Genomic DNA, 22763 nt, shown 5'->3' with positions numbered 1-22763 from the left:
CCACGGTTCCGGCCGTACAGGGCGAGGCCACCCGCTCCCGCGGTGTTCCGCGTCTTCGCGCGGAGCGCCGCGAAGGCACGCGGGGACCGTACCCCTCCGCATGATTCCGGGCGGACGTCCTCACCCGGCGTTCTCGTCCCGGGCGCCACTCCTCACACGTTCGTCCAGGCAGTCAGTTCAGTACGGCGATGCGCCACCAACGGCATTGGCCGCAAGCCACCCGTACGGACGGTCGTCACCACCGGGTGAACGACCGTCCGCCGCCTTCCGATTGGGATTCGAACCGTGAACACCACGTTCTGGAGCCGACGGCGCGTCCTGAGCGCCGCCGCGGCCGCGACCGCAGTCGCCGCGCTGCCTCTCACCACCACCGCCAGGGCCTTCGCCGCCACGGCGGACACGGGCACCGGCCCTGCCCTTCCGTCGCTGCCCGACACCCCCCGGGCCAAGGCCGTAGCCGCGTGGCAGGTCGGTGGCAAAGCGACCCGGGCGGCCGCCGCCGCGGCCCTCGTCGGCACCGACGCGGACGTCGAGGCGTTCGTCGCCACGGGCCTGCCCTCCGCCGTCGCCGAGGACAACCGCGTCGCCCTGTTCAAGTCGCTCTCCATCTCGGGCAAGGGCACGGCCGCCGAGATCGCGCGGGTGCTCGACGCGGGGGACACCGAGATCGAGGGCTTCCTCTCCGGCGGATTCGCCAGGGTGCAGCAGGAGGACCTGAGCGTCCTCACCTACACGCTGCGGAGCCTCGGCGGCAAGAGCGTGCAGGCCGCCGCCGACATCGCGCTGACCGACGGCTCCGGCGACGCGCTGATGAAGTTCGTCACCGACACCCAGTTCTCCGCCCGTCTCCAGGACGAGATCGCCGAGATCTACAAGCTCCTCAACGGCGCGGGGCCGGAGCTCTCCACGTACGCCTCGCGCGCCCTGGACGACGGCGGTGCGACCGCGATCCGCTGGTTCCTGGAGATCGGGCAGAACATCGCACGGGCCCGTGACGACGAGGCCGCCACCATCGAGCAGTTGGTCGCCGTCGCCCAACGGCAGTCCAAGCAGGCCGAGCTGACGATGGGCAAGGCCAAGGAGGAGTCGGACAAGGCGGTTTCGGCCGCAGCCGAGGCCAAGAAGGCCGCCCTGGAGGCGGCCGACGAGGCGCAGGCGGCCAAGGAGGACGTGGCCAAGTCGGCGGCAGCCGCCCGGAAGGCGGCGAGTGCCGCCAAGGGGGCGGCGAACGCCGCGTCCACCGCCATCTCCGCCTCCTACGCGGCCCAGTCCGCCGCGCGCAAAGCCGCGTGGGCCGCTCATGCGGCGACCTCCGCCGCGGCCACGGCGGCGCACGCCGCCTCCAGCGCCTACCAGGCGGCCATGGCGGCGTCCAAGGACGCGTCCAAGACCAAGGCGGCCACCGACGCGGCGGTCGCCGCCCGCAACGCCGCCGCCAAGGCGCGTACGGCGGCGAAGGCCGCGGACGCGGCGAACGCCGCATCCAAGCAGGCGATTTCGGCCGGCAACTCCGCAGCTGCGGCCGCCCGCGACGCCGCGGCCGCGGCGAACGCCTCGGCCGCCGCCGCCAGCGCCGCCGGGGCCGCCCGGTCGGAGGCCGCCGCCGCCCGTGCCGCCGCCGTCGAGGCCGACGCCCAGGCCGCCCGCGCCACCCGTGCCGCCGGCCAGGCGCAGACCCTCGCCAACAGCGCGTCGACGGCCGCCGCGGCGGCCCGCGACGCGGCCAACTCCGCGGCCGACCACGCCGAGAAGGCCGCCGCCGCAGCCGAGGAAGCCGTCAAGTACGCGGGTCAGTCCCTCGACTTCGCCAACAAGTCCACCGCCTACGCCAACGACTCGCAGGCCGCCGCCGACGCCGCGGTCAAGGCCGTCCTGGACGCGCAGGAGGTGGAGCGGCTGGCCCGCGAGGCCGAGCTCGCGAAGATCGACGAGTACACCGAGCAGGGCAGGGCCGAGGCAGTCGCGCTCGCCGCCCTGGAGCAGGAGGACAACGCCGCGGCCCGCAACCAGCTCACCCAGCAGCAGGCCACGGACTCGGCCACGCTGGACCTGATCGCGGCGGCGCAGACGGCGTTCTCGGCGGGCGACCATCCGACCGCCGTCGGGCACGGCCGCAACGCCGCTCTCAGCCTGCTGTCGTCCCACGGCACCTGGACCCGCCAGGCCGCGGCGTTCGCGCTGGCGTCGGGCGAGGAGTCGGTCCTGAACTGGATCGACGCCGACCGGACCCTCGCGCAGCAGCAGGACGACCGCGAGACCGTCCTGTTCATCAGCCAGGTCTCCACGACCGACGTGGCTCTGGCGGCGCAGGGCGCCCTGGAGTCCGACGACGAGTCCGCTCCCGCCGCGTTCCTCACCGCCGGCGCGGTCCAGGCGTCCAGGACCGACCAGACCGCGCAGATCTACCGGGTACTCGCCGGCAATCCCGGCAAGGCGGTGACCCAGGCGGCGACCGAGGCCCTGGACGACGGCTCGGCCAAGGCCGTGCACGACTTCTTCACCGAGAAGTACGCGGCCGCGCAGGCGGAGGACGACAACGTCGCGGTCTTCTCCGCGCTCGACTCCGCGGGGCCGTACACCAAGATGGCGGCGACGCTGGCGCTCGAAGGCCCGGTGTGGATGCGCCGCAACTTCGTCCTCAACACCCACCCGCGGATGCTGCAGCTCGACGCGGACTCCGCCGCCCACATCGCGGCCATGCAGGCCCTGCTCGCCCACGCCGCGAAGCTGGCCCAGGACGCGACGACGAACGCGGCGTACGCGCAGAAGACGGCGGCCCTCGCCCGCAACGCGGCCGACGATGCTCAGGACTGGGCCGACGCGGCCACGGACTCCGCGACCAAGGCGAACGTCTACAAGGACCAGGCGGACGCCCACGCCGACGACGCGGAGAAGTCGGCGGCCGACGCCCAGGCTTCCGCCGAGAAGGCGAAGGCCGCCGCGCTCGCCGCCAGAGGCTCGGCCCGGCGCGCCAACTACTCGGCGAACCAGGCGACCGCCGCCGCCGATGCCGCGACGGCGTCCTCGATCAGCGCGCAGGCCTCCGCCAGCTCCGCCGCGGCCTCGGCCGTCCAGGCGGGCAAGGACGCCAAGACCGCGGCCGCCGCCGCGTCCGAGGCGCACCGGATCGAGATCGCCAAGCGCAAGGCGGAGGCGGTGGAGGCGGTCAAGAGGGCCGCCGCAGCCGCCGCCAAGGCCAAGGAACTAGGCCTCGACCCGGCCGACAACTCCGACAACGACGGTGCGAAGAAGCCCGGCACCTTCCTGGGCGGTACCAAGGGTGACTGGCAGGACGCCGCCAGCACGCTCGGCACCATGTCCACGTACGCGGGCTACGCGGCCGCGCTCTCCCTGCTCGTCCCGCCGCCGGCGGGCGAGGTCCTCTACGGGGTCTTCGGCGGGGTCTCCCTGATCACGGGGGTGGCCAGCACCGTGATCTACGGCTTCACCAACGGCCTCGACTCCGCGGAGTTCCTGACCTCGGCGTTCGGTGTGGCGGTGGGGGTCTTCACCACCGGTCTCCCGTGGGGCAAGTTCACCGGTACGGTCGGGGCCATCGACGACGCGTTCATGGGACTGGAGAAGGGCGTCATGTCGGCCGGTGTCCAGGCCCAGCGCCTGGGGGCGGCGGTTCTCTCCCCGGCCACCGGTGCCGTCGTCGAAGCCGGAAAGGCGGTGGGTGACGCCGTCAGCGACACCTGGCACGACCTGACCCCCTGGTGATGCCCGGCTGACGTCCGCCGGGGCGGGGCCCGGAGCCCTCGAAGCTCCTGGACTCCGCCCCGGTGCGGCGTACCGCCCCGGCCGGACCCCGCTCCCGGGGAGCGGGCGCCGGGCGGGAGGAGGCTCCCGGCCGGGAGAAAGCGCCGTCCGTCGAGGGGAGTGGTGAACATGCTGTCCCAACTGGCGACGAGTGCCTGGTGGCTGATCTCGGTCGGCGTCACCGTCGTCTACCTGGCCACCATGCTCCGGGTCATGCCGACGCCGAAGTCCCGTCGGAGCATGGCTCTGGCTCCGGTGGCCGGCTGGGCCTTCCTGGTGCCCAACGCCGTGGTCAAGGGCTATCCCGTCGCCTTCACCCTGTACCTCTACTGCGCCGTGCTGGTGACCTTCGTCGTGATGCTGGCCCCGGTCGCGAAACGGGTCGGCGCCGACATCGCGGAACAGGAGCGCGCCCCCTGGCGCAAGGTGCCCCTCAACACCTTCTCCCTGTACTGGATCCTGGGGTCGGCCGGGGTGTGCATGGTGGCGGCGATCGTCCTCTGGCCGTCCCCCTGAGCCGCCGTGGCGGTGTGGGCCGGTCCGCGCGTCCGGCCTGAGCCCGGGTGCGTGCGGAGGGGGCGGGCGGTCCGGAGACCGTCCTCAGGCCGTGTGTCGAAAGCCCCGCCTGACCGGCGCCACTTTCGACACACGCCCCAGGCGCGCCCGGGGCTCTACGCCCCCGTCTCCCGGAGCGCCGTGAGGATCGCCAGAGGGGTCGCCGCCGCCCACGCCTGCGGGGAGCAGGAGTGCGGGTAGGGAACCGGGCGCGGGTGGTCGGTGCGGCCGTAGCCGGCCATCACCTCGGGCAGCCGGTCGCCGTGGTGGCCGGCCGCGTCCAGCAGACCGCGGGAGACCGTACGGACCTCGTCGGCCAGGCCCGCCCGCGCGAGTCCGAGCACGATGACCGCGTTGTCGTGCGGCCAGGAGGTGCCCCGGTGGTAGGAGAGCGGGTGGTAGCCCGGCTGTCCCGCCGCGAGGGTGCGGATCGCCCAGCCCGAGAAGAAGTCGGGCTCCAGCAGCCGCAGTCCGACCCGGCGGGCGTGCTCGTCGTCGAGGATGCCGGACCAGAGCAGGTGGCCCGCGTCGGAGGCGAGCGAGTCGACCTGCCGGCCCTTCCCGTCCAGCGCGAGCGCCGGGAAGTCCGGGCCGGCCATCCAGAAGTCCCGCAAGAAGCGTTCCTTCAACTCCCCAGCGGCCCGATCCAGTTCATCGGCCCAGTCGGCATCGCCCCATACGGTGCGGGCGAGCCGGGCGGTGCGGACCAAGGCGTCGTACGCGTACCCCTGCGCCTCCGCGACCGCGATCGGGCCCTCGGCCTGGGTGCCGTCGAGGAAGCAGATCGCGCCCTCGGAGTCCTTCCAGTTCTGGTTGACCAGCCCGTCCGGGTCCGGGGTGTAGACGAGGTAGCCGCTGTCGGTCAGCCCGCCGTCCCGGAACATCCACGCCACCGCCGCCCGCGCCTGCGGTTCGAGGCGCGCGGCGAGCGCGGTGTCGCCCGTGGCGAGGGCGTGGGCGTCCAGCAGCGTCAGGAAGAGCGGGGTCGCGTCCACCGAGCCGTAGTAACGGCCGTACGGGACCTGGCGGAACGCGGCGAGTTCGCCGTGCCGGATCTCGTGCACGACGCGCCCCGGCTGCTCGCCCCGGAACGCGTCGTACTCCGTGCCCTGGGTCGCCGCGAGCGCGGCGAGGGTGGCCGCCGCCAGTTCCGGGCGGTAGGGGAGCGCGAAGTGCGAGGTGAGCAGGGCGTCCCGGCCGAAGAGCGTCAGGAACCACGGCACACCCGCCCCCGGTACCCGCAGGTGCTCGCCGTCCGGTCCGAGCGCCGGTACGCGCAGTGCGGCCAGGTCGGCGAGCCCGCGTGCGCAGGCCGCCGCGAGCCCGTCCGGAGCGTCGGCGGGCAGGGGGAGCGCGCCCTGATCGGCGGACCCCGTGAACGCGACGGTGTCCAGACGCTGTTCGGCCGCGGCGGCGTCCGGCGTGACCGAAGGTCCGGGCGTCGGCGCCCCGTTCGGCTGCGCGGTCACCGTCAGCAGCAGCTCGGCCGCACCCTGGGCGGGCACCTCCAGGTGCCAGAGCAGCACCCGGGCGGTCTTCTCCCCGTCCACGGGGGCGACTTCGGTCGGGGCGGGGACCGAGGTGACCGTCGTCCGCGACAGCCAGTCGTCGCCGCGTCCGTAGGAGAAGACCACCCCGTCCGGGGTGGGCGTCGCGGTGCGTCGCGCCCCGCTCTTGTCGTAACGGCGCCGGTCCGAACGCAGTTCGAACTGGTCGGCGAAGTCCGCGTCCACGGTGATGCCCAGAACGGCGGAGACCGGTTCGTCGCGGTTACCGACCAGCCGGACACGTTCCGTCAAGTAGCCGTCACCGAGGACCTGTTCGCGGAAGACCGTGTAAGCGGGCGGCTCGTCGCGGGTGCCCGGCGGGGTCAGTACGCTCTGTGCGCACACCTCTCCGGCGGCCGGTACGAGGACACCGGGAACCACGCCGTCCACGGTCAGGGTCCAGTGGCTCAGGTGGCGGGCGTCCCGGCGGAAGAGGCCGTCCGGGGAGGCGCCCCGGCGGCCGGTGATCCCGCCGTCCGCGCCGAGCACCGCGAACGTGCCCGCGCGGACCAGGGTGGGTCCGGTGCCGGCCGTCATGCGTCCGCTCCGACCGTCGCGTCCTGCGGAGCCCCGGGGCCGGGAGCACCGCTTCCGGTCTGTCCGGCCTGTCCGTCCTGTCCGGCCGGCATCAGCAGGTCCAGTGTCAGCGCGGCCGTCCAGCCGAAGTCGCGGGTGCCGCGGGCCTCGGCGGTGACGGGGTCCACGTACTCCGCGAAGCCGCTGCGGCCGGCCGCCGTCAGCATCGCCGCGCGCAGCCGGTCGGCCGCACGGGTGTGCCCGTACTGCCGCAGGCCGCGCTCCAGCAGCCAGTTGGTGTTGAACCAGGCGGGGCCGCGCCAGTAGCGGGACGGGTCGAACACGGTGCCGGTGAAGTCGTACGACGGGACCATCGGGACCTCGTCGAGCCGGAAGGCGGTGCTCCGGGCCGTCGCGACCAGCGTGTCCACGATCTCCTGCGGGAGACCGGGGACGATCAGCGGGATCAGTCCGGTGACGCTCTTCTGGGGGATGAGCCCGCCGCCCACGAGGTCGCGGCAGAGGAACATGCCCGCCTCCGGCGACCAGAGCCGCTCCACCAGCGCCTCGGTGAGGCGGGCGGCGCGCTCTTCGTGCGGCGCCGGGTCGGCGCCCGTCTCGGCGGCGATGCGGGCGAGCGCGTGCTCCGAGACGATCAGCAGCGCGTTGACGCACGGGTCCTCGACGGCGAAGGCGTGGCCGGTGCCCGCGTCGGCGTAGCCGCCGTCGCGGTAGTCGGTGGCGAGCCGTACGTACCGTCCGTAGTCCAGGTCGGTGGGCCGCTCGGAGGGCTGGCCGTGGTCGAGGTCGGCGCGCCGGTACGAGCCGGAGGCCGCGGGTTCCACGCGCTCGAGCGGCGCGTCCCAGCAGGGGCTGTTGTCCATGCCCGGCTCCCAGGGATGGACCATCGCGGCGAGGCCGCCGCCGCCCAGGTCGCGGGGGCCGGTGAGGTAGTCGTGCCAGGCGGCGAGCCGCCCGTAGACCCGGGGCAGGAAGCCGCGCCGGCGGGAGTCCTCCGGGTCGGCGAGGTGCACCAGCCAGGCGGCCAGCGCGTGCACCGGGGGCTGCACGATCCCGGAGGTCTCGGTTCCGGCGGGGGCACCGGCCGCCGCTCCGGCGCTGGAGGAGCGCCAGAAGTCGGGGCTCGGGAAGTACGCGTCGTGCGGGACCGAGGGGTTGAACACGATGTGCGGGACCCGGCCGTCCTCCCACTGCGCGTGCAGCAGCGTCTCCAGCTCCCGCTGGGCCCGCCGCACCGACAGATGGCGGAGGCCGATCGCGATGAACGCGGAGTCCCAGCTCCACTGGTGCGGGTACAGGCCGCGGGACGGCACCGTGGAGGCGCCCGTCCAGTTGCTGAGCAGCACCTGTGCGGCGCCGCGCCGGAGCGCGTCGGAGGCATCGTCCCCGGCCGCGGCACCGGCGGGGGTCTCGACGAGGAGCGAGGTCACGCGCCCGACCTCCGCAGGAACGCCGGGATGGAGCGGACGGCCTCGACCGGGTCGCCGGTCAGGCGGCACTCGGCGGCGAGGTAGCCGTCGAATCCGATGGTGTGCAACGCGCCGATCCAGGCCGGCCAGTCCAGGTGGCCGGCGCCCGGCTGGAACCGGTTGGAGTCGCTGACCTGCGCGTGGCCGATGTACGGGGCCGCAGCGAGGATGGCGGCCGACGGGTCGGCCTCCTCGATGTTCATGTGGTAGCTGTCGATACCGATCTTCACCGAGTCCAGGCCCACCGCGCGCAGCAGGTCGACGGCCTGGTCCAGTCGGTTGACCATGTGGTCCTCGTACCGGTTGAGCGGCTCCAGGTAGAGGGTGACGCCCTCCGCGCGGGCGTGCTCGCCGAGCTCGGTGAGACCCGCCAGGAGTACCTCGCGGTCCTCCTCCTCGGAGCGCGGCGGCTCGAACGGGGGCAGCCGGCGCGAGAACATCCCGTACGACGCCGGCGTCTGCACGCCCCGCGCGCCGATCTCGGCCGCGACGCTGAGCTGCGACTTCATCTGCTCCAGGGCGTCCTTGCGCAGGCCGTCGTCGAACGCGGCGAAGAAGTGCAGCATCTCGACGCAGACGGTCGGCATGACGACGCCGTCGGCCAGCGCCCGCTTCAGCTCGGGAAGGCGGTCCCGGAAGTGGAAGTCGCCCCGCGAGCGCAGCTCGACGGCGTCGAACCCGGCGTCCTGGGCGAACGCCCATTTCTCCTGGAGCGTGTCACCGGGGAGCAGCTGTTCCTGGCAGGCGGTCTTCAGCGAGGTCTTCGGCATGAGTGGCCTTTCGGGCGCCGCCGGCGGGCAGCGCGCGGGGGAGGGGCGGGGCGAGGAGCGGGGCCGGTACGGGACTGGGCGTCCCGTACCGGCGGGAACGCGCGGGGTGGGGCCGGAGTACGGCTCAGAACTCCAGGACGACCTGGAGGGCTTCGGCCGGACGCTCGTCCAGCAGGACGTAGGCGTCGGCGGCGTCCGCCACCGGGACGACATGGCTGACCAGGGACTTCACGTCGACCAGACCCTCGGCGACCAGCGAGAGGAAGGTCTGCTGGAGCCGCTCGACGGTCCACCGTCCGGCCAGCTGCGGCGGCACTCCGCCGATCTGGGAGCAGATGAGCTGGACCCGGTTGTGGTGGAACTCGTCGCCGAGCCGCAGCCCGGCGCCGTCACCCTGGTAGAAGCCGGAGGCGACGACACGGCCGCCCACGGTCACCGAGCGCAGGGCCTCGTGGAGCGCCGGGTAGACGCCGCTGATCTCGATGGCGACGTCCGCGCCCAGGCCGCCGGTGGCCTCGCGGACGCGCTCGGCGACGCTGTCGGTGCGGGCGTTCAGGGTGCGGCGCGCACCGTAGGAGCGGGCGGTGTCGAGGCGGCCGTCGAGGGCGTCGACGGCGGTGACGCGCGCGCCGTTGAGCTGGGCGAGGCGGGTGGTGAGCAGGCCGATGACGCCCTGCCCGAAGACGGCGACCTCTTCACCGAGGTGGATGTCGGCGGCGAGCACCGCGTTGTACGCGATGGCGCCGACCCGGGCGAAAGCGCCCGCCAGCGGTTCGAGCCCGGCCGGGAGGGTGTGGCCGACCATCCGCTCGGCGGGCACGATGCCCTCGCTGCGGTGGCCCCAGATGCCCCAGACCAGGTCGCCCACGACCGGCATCCCGGGTACGGCGGTCAGCTCGGGGGAGACCTCGGTGACCTCGCCGACCTCGGAGTACCCCCAGCCCGCCACCGGGTACTCGATGCCCGCCGCGCCGTCGCGGAAGATGCGGGCCTCGGCGTCCCAGGTCCGCGTCAGATACGGGTTGGTGCCCCGGTAGGCGGTGAGTTCGGTGCCCGCGGAGATGCCGGAGTAGCGCGTACGGACCCGCAGGTGGCCCGCCGGGAGGTCGGCACTCTCGTGCTCGGCGACTTCTACCTGGCGAGGGCCGGTGAACTGGACGACGCGTTCCACGGGGGTCTCCGTTGGTGCTGGGAGGTGACTGCTGCTGACTTAGGTCGAAGATATCTCAGAGTTATGTCTTGTCAATAAGCAAAAGTGATGCTGAGATGCGTCATGGAAGTGCGTAAGTGGCGTGAGGAAACAGCATGGTGATGAAGACCCGACGGTCGAAGGCGACCCTCTTCGGACTCGCCGCGACCCTGGGCGCCGGCCTGCTCGCGGGCTGCTCCGGCAGCACCGATGCCGAGAAGCCGGACAACCGGATCACGGTGTGGTCGCAGGAGAACCTGGCACCGCGCATGGCGGCGACCAAGAAGGTGGTCAGCCGCTTCGAGAAAGAGACCGGGATCAAGGTCGACCTGGTCGGCGTGGACGAGGCCCAGCTCCCGCAGCTGATCATGTCCGCGGCCGCAGCAGGCGACCTCCCCGACGTGATCGGCGCCGTCCCCATGGGACAGGTCTGGCAGATGTACGGCAGCGGGCTGCTCAACACGGAGGTCGCCGGGAAGATCGTCGACGACCTCGGCGCCGGAACCTTCAACGCCAACGCCCTCAAGCTCACCGAGGACTCCGGCACCACCCTCGCCGTGCCCTCCGACGCCTGGCTCCAGCTCCTCGTCTACCGCAAGGACCTCTTCGCCAAGGCCGGACTCGGCGCCCCCGACACCTACGCCGCCGCCCTGAAGGCCGCCAAGACCCTCGACAAGGGCCCCGTCGACGGCATCTCGCTGGCCACCGACCCCTCGGACGCCTTCACCCAGCAGAGCTTCGAGGACCTCGCCCTCGCGAACGGCTGCCAACTGGTGGACGACGACGGTGAACCCGCCCTCGACTCCGCCGCCTGCCGCAACGCCTTCGCCGCCTACGACGAACTGGGCGGGAAGCACGGCGCACCCGGCACCCAGACCGTGGACTCCACCCGCGCCACCTACTTCTCCGGCAAGTCCTCCATGATGGTCTGGTCCTCGTTCCTCCTGGACGAGCTGGCCGGCCTGCGCTCCGACGCACTGCCCAGCTGCGCCCAGTGCAAGGACGACCCGGGCTTCCTCGCCCGCAACACCGGCATCGTCACCTCCCTCCAGGGCCCCGACGGCAAGGAACCCGCCCAGTTCGGCGAGATCACCTCCTGGGCCGTCACCAAGACCGCCGAGACCGGCGCCTCCGCCAAGTTCATCGAGTACATGATGGACAAGGGGTACGAGGACTGGTTCGGCATGGCCCCCGAGGGCAAGATCCCGGTCCGCACCGGCACCGCCACCGACCCCGGCGCCTTCCAGAAGGCCTGGCGCGCCAGTGTCATGGGCGTCGACACGCGCGAGTCCATGCAGAAGGCGTACCCCTCCGAGCTCCTCGACCGGCTCGTCTCCGGCGTCGGCGACATGCAGCGGTGGGGCCTCGCCCAGGGCCAGGGCGCCCTCGTCGGAGCCACCAACGGCGAACTGCCCGTCGCCAAGGCCATCGGTGCGATGACCAGCGGCCAGAGCTCACCGGACGAGGCGGCCAAGGAAGCCAACGACGAAGTGGCAGCCCTCCAGAAGTCCCTCCAGTAGCCGCACGGCCGCTCTCTCCCCGAGGTAACCGACCCATGAGTACGAAAACCAGCGGCGCGACGGTGCGCCGCGGACGTCCACGGACCACCAGCAGCCGGGAGAACCGCGCGGGCCTCGCCTTCGTGACCCCGACCTTCCTGGTCGTCCTGGTCGTGGTGATCCTGCCGATCCTGTGGACCGTGCTGCTCGCCTTCCAGAACGCCAAGCTCGTCGACATCCAGGAGAACGGCCTCTTCGGCAACTGGACCCTGGACAACTTCCAGCAGGTCTTCGGCTCGCCCGGCTTCTGGAGCAGCCTCGGCACCACCCTGCTCTACACGGTCGGCGCCACCGCGGGCTCCATCCTCCTCGGCCTGGTCGCCGCCCTCGCGCTGCGCAAGCCCTTCCGGGGCCGCGGCATCCTGCGCGCCTCGATGCTGCTGCCGTACGTCGCACCGGTCGTCGCCGTCTCCTTCGTCTGGGAGGTGGCCCTCAGCCCGCAGTACGGCATCGTCAACGAGTGGGGCGGCAAGCTCCTCGGCTGGGACGACCCGATCGCCTTCCTCTCCACCCGCTCCTACGAAGTCAGCCTGCTCGGGGCGCACTTCGACATCCCGCTGGCGCTGCTCACCGTCATCGCCTTCGAGTCCTGGCGCTACTTCCCGTTCGCCTTCCTCTTCATGCTGGCCCGTCTCCAGGCGGTTCCGGACAGCCTGGAGGAGGCCGCCGAGGTCGACGGCGCCACCCTCTCGCAGCGCTTCCGCCACATCCTGCTGCCGCAGATGATGCCCGTCATCGCCCTGCTGTCCGTCCTGCGCTTCATCATGACGTTCAACAAGTTCGACGACATCTACCTGCTCACCGGCGGCGGTTCGGGCACGGACGTCGTCGCGGTCCGCGTGTACGACTTCCTCACCTCGCGCTTCGACGTCGGCGCGGCCTCCGCCCAGGCGCTGATCCTCGCCCTCGTCCTCATGGTCCTGCTGGGCCTCTACTTCATGTTCTTCGGCAAGAAGGTCCAGGAGGAGCAGGCATGACCACCGCCCCGTCCGTGACACGGCCCGAGGCCACCCGCCCCGGCGGCGGCACCGGCCCCGCCCCGCGCAAGCGGCGCATGAGCCGCGCCCAGTTCGAGGAACGGTTCTTCGGCATCGCCCGCTGGGTCGTGATCGTCTTCCTCGCGGTGATCACGATCGTGCCCTTCTACTACATGCTGCTGCTGTCGGTGAAGCCCATCGACTCGCTGCTGGTGGACCCCGGGAGCCTCTGGGTCTCCTCGAAGGACTTCACCCTCGACACCTATCGCAGCGTCCTGAAGTCCACCGAGGACGGCGGCCAGGGCTTCCTCGGCATGCTGGGCAACTCCGCCCTGGTGGCCGTCGCCACCGTCCTGCTGACGCTGGCCGCCGCCGTGCCCGGCGCGTACGCCGTCAGCCGCCTCAAGTTCTTCGGCAGCAGGCACGTCAGCGCGCTCTTCCTGGCCGTCTACCTCTTCCCGGCCACCCTGCTCGCCGTCCCGCTCTTCGTGATGTTCGCGAAAATGGGGCTCTCGGGCAGCCTCGTCGGACTCGCCATCGTGTACATCGCGCAGACGGTCCCGGTCTCGATCTACATGATGAAGAACTACTTCGTCACCATCCCGTTCTCCATCGAGGAGGCCGCCGCCATCGACGGCGCCTCCCGCCTCCAGACCGTGCGCAAGGTGATCCTGCCGCTGGCGCTGCCCACCCTGATGGCGACCGGGCTGTACGTCTTCATGATCGCCTGGAACGAGTTCCTCTTCGCGCTGCTCTTCCTCGCCGCCGACCCGGACAAGTGGACGGTCTCCCTCGGCCTCCAGCAGCTCGCCAACGGCATCGAGGTCTCCAAGACGGTCCTGATGGCCGGTTCGGTCATCCTCACCATTCCCGTGGTAATCCTGTTCTTCGCCTCCGAGCGGCTCCTCACCGAGGGGCTGACCAGCGGCGCGGACAAGGGCTGACAACCTGGCAGCGAGCGGCCCCGGCTGATGCCGGGTCAGTGAAGGCCGGCCCGCGGGGGCACGGGAGACGGGACGAGGACGGCGACGACATGGCAGGAAACCAGGCGAGCGCGGGACACCTGCTGCGGCTCATCCGCAGCGGCGAGGCCACCACCCGCGGCGAACTCCAACAGGCCACCGGCCTCTCCCGGTCGACCGTCGGACACCGCCTCGACCAGCTCTTCGGAGCCGGCTGGCTGCGCGGCGCGACCGGTACGTCCACCGGCGGACGTCCGTCCTCCCGGCTGGAGTTCGACCCCACGCACGCCGTGGTGCTCGTCGCGGACCTGGAGACCCGGCACGGCCGCGCCGCCGTCGCCGACCTGTCCGGGAAGGTCCTCGCCGAGCGGACCGGGACCCTGGTCATCGCCGACGGCCCCGACGTCGTCCTCGACCGGCTCGCCCGCTGGTTCGGGCCGCTCCTGGAGGAAGCGGGCGCCGCACCGGACCGGGTCTGCGGCATCGGCCTCTCCGTCCCCGGACCCGTCGACTGGGAGAGCGCCCAGGTCGTCCAGCCGCCGATCATGCCCGGCTGGGACCGCTTCCCCGTCCGTGAGCGGATGCGCGCCGCGCTCGCGGAGCACTTCGGCCCGGACGCCTTCGGCCCGGCCGTTTTTGGGGCGGAGGCCGCCGGTACCGATTCGCTGCCCGTCTACGTCGACAACGACGCCAACCTCATGGCGCTGGCCGAACAGCGTGAGAACTACGCCGACTGCGGCGCGTTCGTCCTGGTCAAGGCGTCCACCGGCATCGGCGCGGGCATGGTCGTGGGCGGCGAGATGTACCGGGGCATCGACGGCGGCTCCGGCGACATCGGCCACATCCGCCTGCACGACCGGCTCGACGCGCTCTGCATGTGCGGGTCCTACGGCTGCCTCGCCGCCGTCGCGAGCGGCCGGGCCATCGCCGAACAGCTCACCGCCGCCGGAGTCCCCACCGCCTCCGGCTCCGACGTGCGCCGCCACCTCGCCGCCGGCCAGCCGGACGCCCTCCGGCTGGCCCGCGCCGCCGGACAGCGCGTCGGCGAGGTCCTCGTCACCGTGGTCACCCTTCTCAACCCGGGCGTCCTGATGCTCGGCGGCGACCTCGCGAGCACCCCGTTCCTCACCGGCGTACGCGAACTTCTCTACCAGCGGGCCATGCCCCGCACCACCGCCAACCTCCAGGTGGTCACCACCTCGCTCGGCGACCGCGCCGCCCTCGCCGGGGCGGCCGTCATGGTGGTCGAGCGCCTCTACGACCCCGACCGGGCCGACGCCCGCCTCGCCGCGCTCGCCGCCGGCGCGGCCGGCTGACGGCACGCACCCCCGCCGTACGCACCTCGATGGAGAGCACCATGTCCCAGAGCCCCGCCACCAGCACCCCGCCCGACGCCTGGCCGTACCCGCCGGTGCGCGTCGGTCTGGTCGGGGCGGGGCCGTGGGCCCGCACCATGCACGCCCGGATGCTGGCGGCCGGACCCGAGACCACGCTGACCGGGGTCTGGGCCCGGCGCCCCGAGGCCGCCGCCGAGGTCGCGGGTGCCTACGGGACGACGGCCGCCGGCTCCTTCGAGGAACTGCTCGACGGCTGCGACGCGGTCGCCTTCGCCGTACCGCCCGCCGTGCAGGCTTCGCTCGCCCCCCGCGCCGCGAAGGCCGGCAAGGCCCTGCTCCTCGAGAAGCCGCTCGGCGCCGACCTCGCCGCCGCCCGCACGGTCGCCGACGCGGTCGCCGAGCACGGGGTGGTCTCGCAGCTCGTCCTCACCAAGCGTTACCATCCGGCGACCCGCGCCTTCCTCGCCCAAGCGGCCGGCCGCGAGTTCACCGGGGCCCGCTCCTGCTACCTCCACGGGGCGTTCCTCGGAGGCGAGTTCGCCACCTCCTGGCGGCTGGAACACGGCGCGCTGCTCGACCTCGGACCGCACCTGCTGGACCTGCTCGACAGCGCGGTCGCCCCGATCGTCTCCGTACGCGGGACCGGCGACCCCCGCCGCTGGATCGAGCTGACCTGCGAACACGAGAACGGAGCGGTCAGCCAGGCGTCCCTCTCCGGGAGCGTCCAACTGCCCCGCGCGCGTACGCGTATCGAACTCTTCGGCACCGGCGAGGAGTTGGTGTACGACACGGCCGGTATCGACCACGAGGAGTGCTGGCCGGTGCTCCGCCGCGAGTTCGCCGAGGCCGTGCGCACCGGGAGGGGCACCGGCATCGACGCCGCCCGGGGGCTGCGCATCCAGCAACTCCTCGACCAGGCCCGCCCGCAGGCCGCCTGACGGCCCCACCGGTCGGCGGGCGCCCTTGTGCTCGGAAGTCACAGTTCGGGGGCAGGGGGACCAGAATTCTGTGAAAGTTCCGGGGATATCGCGATACTTTCCGCCCCGAGCCGTGACGGGGAGTTCCGGATGGAATGAACGGCGCCGGAATTTCGAGGACTTGGCTCTCTGCCGGAGCCGAAAGCCCGGACGGGACCGGGCGGCGGAGGCACCTTGCCGGAAAGCGGAAGAACGCGGCCGTTTCTGTTGCCGGAGGCTGTCCGTGCACCGCCGGTGAGGGACAGTCCTTAGCTGTCCCGCAATTCCTGGCGGGTACGCGGCGAATCGCGGCACAACCCTTAGGATCAACGCGATGACTTCACTGAAGTTCGCGACGCCCGGCGCCGCGTTCGAGTCGCTCGCCGCTCCGTCGGTCGCAGCGGCGTGAGCACCCCCGGGGAGCCTGGCGCCCCGGGGCGGGAAGTCGCATCGTGCGTGACCTCGGGGGGAATCGCGATCATGCTTTCTGATCTGACCGCCACCACGTGGTGGACCATTGCGGGAGTCGTCACCGTCGCCTGTGCGGCCGGAATGTACGTGCTGTATCCGGCGGGCAAGCTGAGGTGGTTCATGGTCGTGGTCATGCCACTCCTCGCCATGGTCCTGGTGCCCGGTTATGCGGCGCTGGGGGACTATTCGGTCGAAGACACCCTGTATCTCTACTGCGTCTGCCTGGTGCTGATCCTCATCCTCTTCGGCCTGCTGGCGAAGAAGTTCGTGGCAGCGACCGCGGAACAGCTGAAGCACCCCGAGCGTCGGGTCCAGGTGAGCAGAGCCTCCTTGTACGGGGCTGCCGGAGCGGGCATGGTGTGGCTGGCGGTCGCGGTCTGCTTCTGGCCGTCCGCCTGAGAGACGGCCGCCGGGCCGGTCCGCGGACCGGCCCGGCGGAGAGCCCCCACGCCCGTCACGCCTCCGGTCGCTCAGGAGTTGTACGTCCCCTGAGCCCGTTCCAGCCCGTCCGCGAGCAGTGACTCCACCGCGTCCGCCGCCCGGTCCACCAGGTAGGCCAGTTCCTTGCGTTCGGTGGAGGAGAAGTCCTTCAGCACGAAGTCCGCGACCTGCATCCGGCCCGGCGGGCGGCCGATGCCGAAGCGCACCCGGTGGTACTCGGGGCCCATCGACTTCGTCATCGACTTCAGACCGTTGTGCCCGTTGTCGCCGCCGCCCAGCTTCAGCCGCAGTGCCCCGAAGTCGATGTCCAACTCGTCGTGGATCGCGACGACATGGTCGGTCGGCACCTTGTAGAAGTCGCGCAGCGCCGTCACCGGTCCGCCCGACAGGTTCATGTACGACTGCGGCTTCGCCAGGATCACCCGACGGTTCGCCGGTCCGGGCGGGCCGACGCGGCCCTCCAGCACCTGCGCCTGCGCCTTCTGCGCCCGCTTGAACTTCCCGCCGATCCGCTCCGCCAGCAGGTCGGCGACCATGAAGCCGACGTTGTGGCGGTTCGCGGTGTACTCGGGGCCGGGGTTGCCGAGGCCCACGATGAGCCAGGGGTCGGTGACGTCGGACATCTGCGCGCTGTCTCCTCGGATGCGGGCCGCGCGGGAAGGACGGCCGGAGGGCGGGGCTGGTACGGGTGTTGTACGGGCCTGGAGGTGCCCCGCACAGGCCGACGGGGCGGCGGCCCCCCGGTGAAGGGAGGCCGCCGCCCCGTCAGTCAAGCAGGTCGGACGAGGTCGAGGCTCAGGCCTCGGTGCTCTCGGCCTCGGCGTCGGCGGACGGCTCCTCGGCCTGCGCGGAGACGACCTGGAGCACGATGGCGTCCTCGTCACCGGAGAGCACGGAGCCCTTCGGCAGCGCGATGTCCTTCGCGAGGATCGAGTCACCAGCGGTGAGACCGGCGACGGAGACCGTGACGGACTCGGGGATGTGGGTGGCCTCGGCCTCGACGCTCAGGGTGTTCTGGACGAACTCCAGCAGGAAGGCGCCCGGGGCCAGGTCGCCCTCGGTCTCGACGGCGATCTCGACGTTGACCTTCTCGCCGCGCTTCACGGTCAGCAGGTCGACGTGCTCGATGTTGCCCTTGAGGGCGTTGCGCTGCACGGCCTTCGGGATGACCAGCGCGCTCTTGCCGTCGAGCTCAAGGCCGATCAGGACGTTCGGGGTGCGGAGCGCGAGCTGCAGCTCGTGGGCCGGCAGGTTGATGTGCACGGACTCGGCGCCGTGGCCGTAGACGACCGCGGGAACCAGGTTGGCGCGGCGGGCGCGACGGGCGGCGCCCTTGCCGAACTCGGAACGGGCTTCGACGGCGAGGTTGATCTGGTCGGCCATGGCTGCACTCCTCGTGAGGTGACGGAAAACGGAACTGGTCACCCGGCCACGACTTGATGGCCTGCTACGAAGAGCGCGTCGATAACGGAGCGCCGTACATGAGTACGGCCTCCCTCGCCGAGCAACTCGGTGAGTCTACCCGGCGGGGAGGCCGTCCCCCAAGTGGATCAGTCACGCCGCCACCAGCACCCCTGTGACCTGCGGGTTACTCGTGCAACGTGGTGGAGCTCCGGACGGTGCGGACGGCGGTGGGGACCACCGTCTCCGGTCGGCGCCGTTCAGCGCCGATCCGTCCGGTCAGTGCTCGTCGCTCTCGAACAGGCTGGTGACCGAACCGTCCTCGAAGACCTCGCGCACCGCACGCGCGATCGTCGGGGCGATGGAGAGCACCGTGATCTTGTCGAGCTCCAGCTCGCCCGGGGTCGGCAGGGTGTCCGTGAAGACGAACTCGCTGACCTTGGAGTTCTTCAGCCGGTCCGCGGCCGGACCCGAGAGGACACCGTGGGTGGCCGTCACTATGACGTCCTCGGCACCGTGCGCGAACAGGGCGTCGGCGGCGGCGCAGATCGTGCCACCGGTGTCGATCATGTCGTCGACCAGGACACAGACCCGGCCTTCGACGTTGCCGACGACCTCGTGGACGCTGACCTGGTTCGGGACGTCCTTGTCGCGGCGCTTGTGCACGATCGCCAGCGGGGCGTCGAGGCGGTCGCACCAGCGGTCGGCGACGCGCACGCGGCCGGCGTCCGGGGAGACGATCGTCAGCTTCGAGCGGTCGACCTTGGCACCGACGTAGTCGGCGAGGATCGGCAGCGCGAAGAGGTGGTCGACCGGGCCGTCGAAGAAGCCCTGGATCTGGTCGGTGTGCAGGTCGACGGTGAGGATGCGGTCGGCACCCGCCGTCTTCATCAGGTCCGCGACCAGACGGGCCGAGATCGGCTCGCGACCGCGGTGCTTCTTGTCCTGGCGGGCGTACCCGTAGAACGGCACGATCACCGTCACCGAACGTGCCGAGGCGCGCTTGAGCGCGTCCAGCATGATCAGCTGCTCCATGATCCACTTGTTGATCGGAGCCGTGTGGCTCTGGATCAGGAAGCAGTCGGCGCCGCGGGCGGACTCCTGGAAGCGGACGTAGATCTCACCGTTGGCGAAATCGAAGGCCTTCGTCGGCACGAGACCGACACCCAGCTGGTGTGCGACCTCCTCGGCCAGCTCGGGGTGGGCGCGGCCGGAGAAGAACATGAGTTTCTTCTCGCCGGTCGTCTTGATCCCGGTCACAGCACAGTCTCCTCAGACGTGTATCTGACCGCTGCACGCATCTGTCCCGATGTGCAACGTGCCAGCCGAAATGGGTGAGCATCTATCACGGTACGCCGAGTCCGGCGCACGTGTTTCCGGTCAGCTTTCGCCGTCGGAATCCTGCGTGGCGGCCAAGGCGGCCTGAGCGGCGGCGCTTCCGGGCCGCTTGCGCGCGACCCAACCCTCGATATTCCGCTGCTGGCCCCGGGCGACGGCCAGGGAACCCGCGGGTACATCCTTGGTGATGACCGAGCCCGCGGCGGTGTAAACCCCGTCGCCGACCGTGACCGGTGCCACAAACATATTGTCCGAGCCGGTGCGGCAGTGCGAACCGATCGTCGTGTGGTGCTTGGCCACCCCGTCGTAGTTCACGAACACGCTGGCGGCGCCGATGTTGCTGTGGTCGCCGATGGTCGCGTCGCCCACGTACGACAGGTGGGGGACCTTGGTCCCCTCGCCGATCGTGGCGTTCTTCATCTCGACGTACGTACCGGCCTTCGCCTTCGCCCCGAGCTTCGTGCCGGGCCGCAGATAGGCGTAGGGGCCCACGGTGGCACCGGGGCCGATCTCGGCACTGTCGGAGACGGTGTTGTCCACCCGGGCGCCCTCGTGGACGACGGTGTCCTTCAGCCGCGAGTTCGGGCCGACCTCGGCGTCCTCGGCGACGTGGGTGTTCCCGAGCAGCTGCGTACCGGGGTGCACCACGGCGTCCTGCCCGAAGGTGACCGTCACGTCGACCAGCGTGGAGGCCGGGTCCACGATCGTCACACCGGCCAGCATGGCCTCTTCCAGCAGCCGCTGGTTGAGCAGGCGGCGGGCTTCTGCGAGTTGTACGCGGTTGTTGATGCCGAGGATCTCCCGGTGGTCCCCGGCGACCGAGGCGCCGACCCGGTGGCCCGCCTCGCGCAGCAGGGACAGCACGTCGGTGAGGTACTCCTCGCCCTGGCTGTTGTCGGAGCGCAGCTTGCCGAGCGCGTCCGCGAGCAGCCGGCCGTCGAAGGCGAAGACCCCGGAGTTGATCTCCCGGATCGCGTGCTGGGACGGGCTGGCGTCCTTGTGCTCGACGATCTCGGTGACCGCGCCGGTGACGGCGTCGCGCACGATCCGGCCGTACCCGGTGGAGTCGGGGACCTCGGCGGTGAGCACGGTGACGGCGTTGCCGTCCGTGGTGTGGGTGGCGGCGAGCGCGCCGAGCGTCGCACCGGTGAGCAGCGGGGTGTCGCCGCAGACGACGATCACCGTGCCCTCGGCGCCGCCGAGTTCCTGGAGCCCGATGCGGGTGGCGTGCCCGGTGCCGTTCTGCTCCGCCTGGAAGGCGGTGCGTACGCCCGCGTCCGTCTCCGTGAGGTGCGCGACGACCTGTTCGCCGGCGTGCCCGACCACCACGACGAGGTGTTCCGGCGCGAGTTCACGGGCTGCGGCGACGACGTGCCCGACGAGCGAGCGTCCGGCGACCTCGTGGAGGACCTTGGGCGTCTTCGACTTCATGCGGGTGCCTCCACCCGCTGCGAGGACGACGACTGCTGCGGGGCTGTTGGCGCTCACGGATGTGCCCTTCGGCTTTCGGGTGCGGTCACCCGCAGGATACCGGGGGTGCACGTGCCGGAAACGGGCGCGGGCCCCGACCGGTGAGGTCGGGGCCCGCGCCGAAGAGCTCCCGGGGAAGGAATCGAACCCTCATTCAATGGACCAAAACCATTTGTCCTGCCATTAGACGACCCGGGATGGCTTGTCTCTTATGTCCGGTTCTGTGGAACCGGATGATCGGCAGCCACCACTATGCCGTACCTGTGGCCTCCGACGCGACGGTGCGGATGGGCACTTTTCGGGATGTGCGCGGCAAGCGGTCTCCGATGTTCGACGCCGGGATTCCGTTCCCGGCGACGCCCCACGCCCGCCGACGGCATCCCTCACGTGGCGGTCATCACCCGGGACGCCCGGCCGTCGCCCGCGTTCCCTGGGGAATCGCCGGTTCCGGGGATCCCCCGCGCCTCACCCTCGTTCGAACACGCGTCGTGCTGTCGAGGTCACCCGAAAATGGGATGCGGGCGCCCGTAGGGTGGATGGCATGACCGCAACGGGGGCAGACCAGGAAGCGGCGGGAATGACCACCCGCGGTTACTGGTGGTGGGAACGGCGGCGCGGTGTCGCCCTGGACGTGGGACTGGCACTCTTCTCGGCGCTGGAGTGCGGGCTGGAGGGCATCCAGTTCGCGCAGGAGGCCCGGCTGCCGGTGCCGGTCGGCGTGCTCTTCGGGCTGCTGGCCGGGTCGGTCCTGGTGCTGCGGCGCCGGTGGCCGATCGTCGTGGTGCTGGTGTCGATCGCGACGACCCCCGCCGAGGTCGGCTTCCTGATGGGCATCGTCGGCCTCTACTCGCTCGCCGCGTCCGACCTCCCGCGCAGGATCACCGTCGTCCTGACCGGGATGTCCCTGGTCGGCAGCTTCATCGTGACCTACCTGCGGCTGAGCCGGAACCTCGTCGACCAGGCGTCCTCCGCCGTGCCCGGGGACTGGTACGCCCCCGTCGTCTCCCTCTTCATGGCGCTGGGGCTGACCGCGCCCCCGCTCCTCTTCGGCCTCTACATCGGCGCCCGCCGACGGCTGATGGAGAGCCTGCGCGAACGGGCCGACTCGCTGGAGCGGGAGCTGTCGCTGCTCGCGGACCGGGCCGAGGAGCGCGCGGAGTGGGCGCGTACGGAGGAGCGGACCCGGATCGCCCGGGAGATGCACGACGTGGTCGCGCACCGGGTGAGCCTGATGGTGGTGCACGCGGCGGCGCTCCAGGCCATCGCCCCGAAGGACCCCGCCAAGGCGGTCCGCAACGCCGCGCTCGTCGGGGACATGGGGCGCCAGGCGCTGACCGAGCTGCGCGAGATGCTGGGCGTGCTGCGCAGCGGGGACACCCTGGTCGCGCCGCGTACGGGCTCGGGTCCGGATGCCGGTGCCGGGCGGCAGCCGCTGGCCTCCGTGGGCCGGGCCGCCGCTGCCGCTGCCGCCTTCGCGGCGGACGACGGGCCGCGCCTCGGCGAGCTGGAGGAGTTGGTCGCCCAGTCGCGGCAGGCGGGCATGACCGTGGAGCTGTCCGTGCAGGGTGCCCCCCGCCCGTACGCCCCGCAGGTCGAGCGGACCGCGTACCGGGTGGTGCAGGAGGCGCTGACCAACGTGCACAAGCACGCGGCCGGCGCGAAGACGTGGGTACGGCTCGCGCACCGCGAGGCGGAGGTCGCGATGCAGGTGGAGAACGGCCCCTGCGACGCGGCCGTCGCGGACGCCGATCTGCCGAGCGGCGGCAACGGCCTCGTCGGGATGCGGGAGCGGGTGACCGGACTCGGCGGTGTCTTCGTCTCCGGCCCGACCGACGCGGGCGGCTTCCGGGTGTCGGCGGTGCTGCCGGACGGGTCGGCCGCCCCGGAGACCGAGGACGCCCCGGAGGTCGTCGTGGTGGCGCCCGAGGTGGAGTCGGTACCGATCGAGGTGGTGGTGCCGGGGCAGGGCGGCGTCCGCGAGGTGACGGGCGAGAGGGAGTCCGGGGCGCGGTAGCCGGCCGG

The 22763-nt window shown here is 71.9% G+C and carries 17 protein-coding genes and 1 tRNA gene; 9 read left to right on the top strand and 9 right to left on the bottom strand.

The window, feature by feature from the left end:
* Positions 1 to 285 precede the first annotated feature (285 nt).
* The gene (locus tag OHT52_RS10855; RefSeq protein ID WP_328719931.1) at positions 286 to 3723 is read left to right on the top strand and encodes a hypothetical protein; all 3438 of its coding nucleotides are present in this window, start codon (positions 286 to 288) and stop codon (positions 3721 to 3723) included.
* 168 nt (positions 3724 to 3891) lie between these two features.
* Positions 3892 to 4278 carry a hypothetical protein gene (locus OHT52_RS10850; RefSeq protein ID WP_328719930.1) on the top strand — a complete coding sequence of 129 codons (387 nt, stop codon included), beginning with the start codon at positions 3892 to 3894 and terminating at the stop codon, positions 4276 to 4278.
* Positions 4279 to 4433: 155 nt separating this feature from the next.
* On the opposite strand, the gene OHT52_RS10845 is transcribed toward OHT52_RS10850, so the two are convergent.
* The 4 genes from OHT52_RS10845 to OHT52_RS10830 form a co-directional block, all read right to left on the bottom strand.
* On the bottom strand, positions 4434 to 6401 hold the full coding sequence (locus OHT52_RS10845; protein ID WP_328719929.1) for an amylo-alpha-1,6-glucosidase: 1968 nt from the start codon (positions 6399 to 6401) through the stop codon (positions 4434 to 4436).
* A complete protein-coding gene (locus OHT52_RS10840) occupies positions 6398 to 7831 on the bottom strand; it encodes an MGH1-like glycoside hydrolase domain-containing protein (protein WP_443046548.1) in 1434 nt (477 codons plus the stop codon). Before OHT52_RS10840 ends, OHT52_RS10845 begins: the two co-directional genes overlap by 4 nt.
* Entirely contained in the window at positions 7828 to 8640 is an 813-nt protein-coding gene (locus tag OHT52_RS10835; protein WP_328719928.1) for a sugar phosphate isomerase/epimerase family protein, read from the bottom strand. The genes OHT52_RS10840 and OHT52_RS10835 overlap by 4 nt, the downstream gene beginning before the upstream one ends.
* Before the next feature lie 124 nt (positions 8641 to 8764).
* Entirely contained in the window at positions 8765 to 9811 is a 1047-nt protein-coding gene (locus tag OHT52_RS10830) for a zinc-dependent alcohol dehydrogenase (protein WP_328719927.1), read from the bottom strand.
* A 134-nt stretch (positions 9812 to 9945) separates the two neighbouring features.
* Here OHT52_RS10830 and OHT52_RS10825 point away from each other — a divergent pair, with 134 nt between their 5' ends.
* The 6 genes from OHT52_RS10825 to OHT52_RS10800 all read left to right on the top strand — a co-directional run bounded on the left by OHT52_RS10825 (position 9946) and on the right by OHT52_RS10800 (position 16490).
* Positions 9946 to 11349, top strand: a complete 1404-nt coding sequence (locus OHT52_RS10825) for an ABC transporter substrate-binding protein (RefSeq protein ID WP_328719926.1) — start codon at positions 9946 to 9948, stop codon at positions 11347 to 11349.
* A gap of 35 nt (positions 11350 to 11384) precedes the next feature.
* Positions 11385 to 12365, top strand: a complete 981-nt coding sequence (locus OHT52_RS10820; protein ID WP_328719925.1) for a carbohydrate ABC transporter permease — start codon at positions 11385 to 11387, stop codon at positions 12363 to 12365.
* 77 nt (positions 12366 to 12442) lie between these two features.
* On the top strand, positions 12443 to 13309 hold the full coding sequence (locus tag OHT52_RS10815) for a carbohydrate ABC transporter permease (RefSeq protein ID WP_328723689.1): 867 nt from the start codon (positions 12443 to 12445) through the stop codon (positions 13307 to 13309).
* 89 nt (positions 13310 to 13398) lie between these two features.
* A complete protein-coding gene (locus OHT52_RS10810; protein ID WP_328719924.1) occupies positions 13399 to 14643 on the top strand; it encodes an ROK family transcriptional regulator in 1245 nt (414 codons plus the stop codon).
* A 41-nt stretch (positions 14644 to 14684) separates the two neighbouring features.
* A complete protein-coding gene (locus tag OHT52_RS10805) occupies positions 14685 to 15602 on the top strand; it encodes a Gfo/Idh/MocA family protein (protein ID WP_328719923.1) in 918 nt (305 codons plus the stop codon).
* A 498-nt stretch (positions 15603 to 16100) separates the two neighbouring features.
* Positions 16101 to 16490, top strand: a complete 390-nt coding sequence (locus OHT52_RS10800; RefSeq protein WP_328719922.1) for a hypothetical protein — start codon at positions 16101 to 16103, stop codon at positions 16488 to 16490.
* Positions 16491 to 16561: 71 nt separating this feature from the next.
* On the opposite strand, the gene pth is transcribed toward OHT52_RS10800, so the two are convergent.
* The 5 genes from pth to OHT52_RS10775 form a co-directional block, all read right to left on the bottom strand.
* On the bottom strand, positions 16562 to 17155 hold the full coding sequence (gene pth, locus OHT52_RS10795) for an aminoacyl-tRNA hydrolase (RefSeq protein ID WP_328719921.1): 594 nt from the start codon (positions 17153 to 17155) through the stop codon (positions 16562 to 16564).
* 172 nt (positions 17156 to 17327) lie between these two features.
* Entirely contained in the window at positions 17328 to 17915 is a 588-nt protein-coding gene (locus OHT52_RS10790) for a 50S ribosomal protein L25/general stress protein Ctc (RefSeq protein WP_328719920.1), read from the bottom strand.
* Between the two features lie 297 nt (positions 17916 to 18212).
* Positions 18213 to 19193 carry a ribose-phosphate diphosphokinase gene (locus OHT52_RS10785; protein ID WP_327177466.1) on the bottom strand — a complete coding sequence of 327 codons (981 nt, stop codon included), beginning with the start codon at positions 19191 to 19193 and terminating at the stop codon, positions 18213 to 18215.
* Between the two features lie 120 nt (positions 19194 to 19313).
* Complete coding sequence (gene glmU / locus OHT52_RS10780) at positions 19314 to 20759, bottom strand: bifunctional UDP-N-acetylglucosamine diphosphorylase/glucosamine-1-phosphate N-acetyltransferase GlmU (RefSeq protein ID WP_328719919.1); 1446 nt, start codon at positions 20757 to 20759, stop codon at positions 19314 to 19316.
* Positions 20760 to 20868: 109 nt separating this feature from the next.
* Positions 20869 to 20939 (bottom strand) — tRNA-Gln (locus tag OHT52_RS10775).
* A 343-nt stretch (positions 20940 to 21282) separates the two neighbouring features.
* Between OHT52_RS10775 and OHT52_RS10770 the strand changes: the two genes are divergently transcribed.
* Entirely contained in the window at positions 21283 to 22755 is a 1473-nt protein-coding gene (locus OHT52_RS10770) for a sensor histidine kinase (RefSeq protein WP_328719918.1), read from the top strand.
* Positions 22756 to 22763 lie beyond the last annotated feature (8 nt).

The organism is Streptomyces sp. NBC_00247 (assembly GCF_036188265.1).
In the GTDB taxonomy this organism is placed as follows: domain Bacteria; phylum Actinomycetota; class Actinomycetes; order Streptomycetales; family Streptomycetaceae; genus Streptomyces.
This window is presented reverse-complemented; position numbering and strand designations above follow the sequence as displayed.

Excerpts from the sequence above, each read along its gene's own strand:
- OHT52_RS10820 (WP_328719925.1), top strand. The coding sequence starts at position 11,385 with ATGAGTACGAAAACCAGCGGCGCGACGGTGCGCCGCGGACGTCCACGG.
- OHT52_RS10825 (WP_328719926.1), top strand. The coding sequence starts at position 9,946 with ATGGTGATGAAGACCCGACGGTCGAAGGCGACCCTCTTCGGACTCGCC.
- OHT52_RS10800 (WP_328719922.1), top strand. The coding sequence starts at position 16,101 with ATGCTTTCTGATCTGACCGCCACCACGTGGTGGACCATTGCGGGAGTC.
- OHT52_RS10815 (WP_328723689.1), top strand. The coding sequence starts at position 12,443 with ATGAGCCGCGCCCAGTTCGAGGAACGGTTCTTCGGCATCGCCCGCTGG.
- OHT52_RS10790 (WP_328719920.1), bottom strand. The coding sequence starts at position 17,915 with ATGGCCGACCAGATCAACCTCGCCGTCGAAGCCCGTTCCGAGTTCGGC.
- OHT52_RS10770 (WP_328719918.1), top strand. The coding sequence starts at position 21,283 with ATGACCGCAACGGGGGCAGACCAGGAAGCGGCGGGAATGACCACCCGC.
- OHT52_RS10845 (WP_328719929.1), bottom strand. The coding sequence starts at position 6,401 with ATGACGGCCGGCACCGGACCCACCCTGGTCCGCGCGGGCACGTTCGCG.
- OHT52_RS10850 (WP_328719930.1), top strand. The coding sequence starts at position 3,892 with ATGCTGTCCCAACTGGCGACGAGTGCCTGGTGGCTGATCTCGGTCGGC.
- OHT52_RS10810 (WP_328719924.1), top strand. The coding sequence starts at position 13,399 with ATGGCAGGAAACCAGGCGAGCGCGGGACACCTGCTGCGGCTCATCCGC.
- OHT52_RS10805 (WP_328719923.1), top strand. The coding sequence starts at position 14,685 with ATGTCCCAGAGCCCCGCCACCAGCACCCCGCCCGACGCCTGGCCGTAC.
- pth (WP_328719921.1), bottom strand. The coding sequence starts at position 17,155 with ATGTCCGACGTCACCGACCCCTGGCTCATCGTGGGCCTCGGCAACCCC.
- OHT52_RS10835 (WP_328719928.1), bottom strand. The coding sequence starts at position 8,640 with ATGCCGAAGACCTCGCTGAAGACCGCCTGCCAGGAACAGCTGCTCCCC.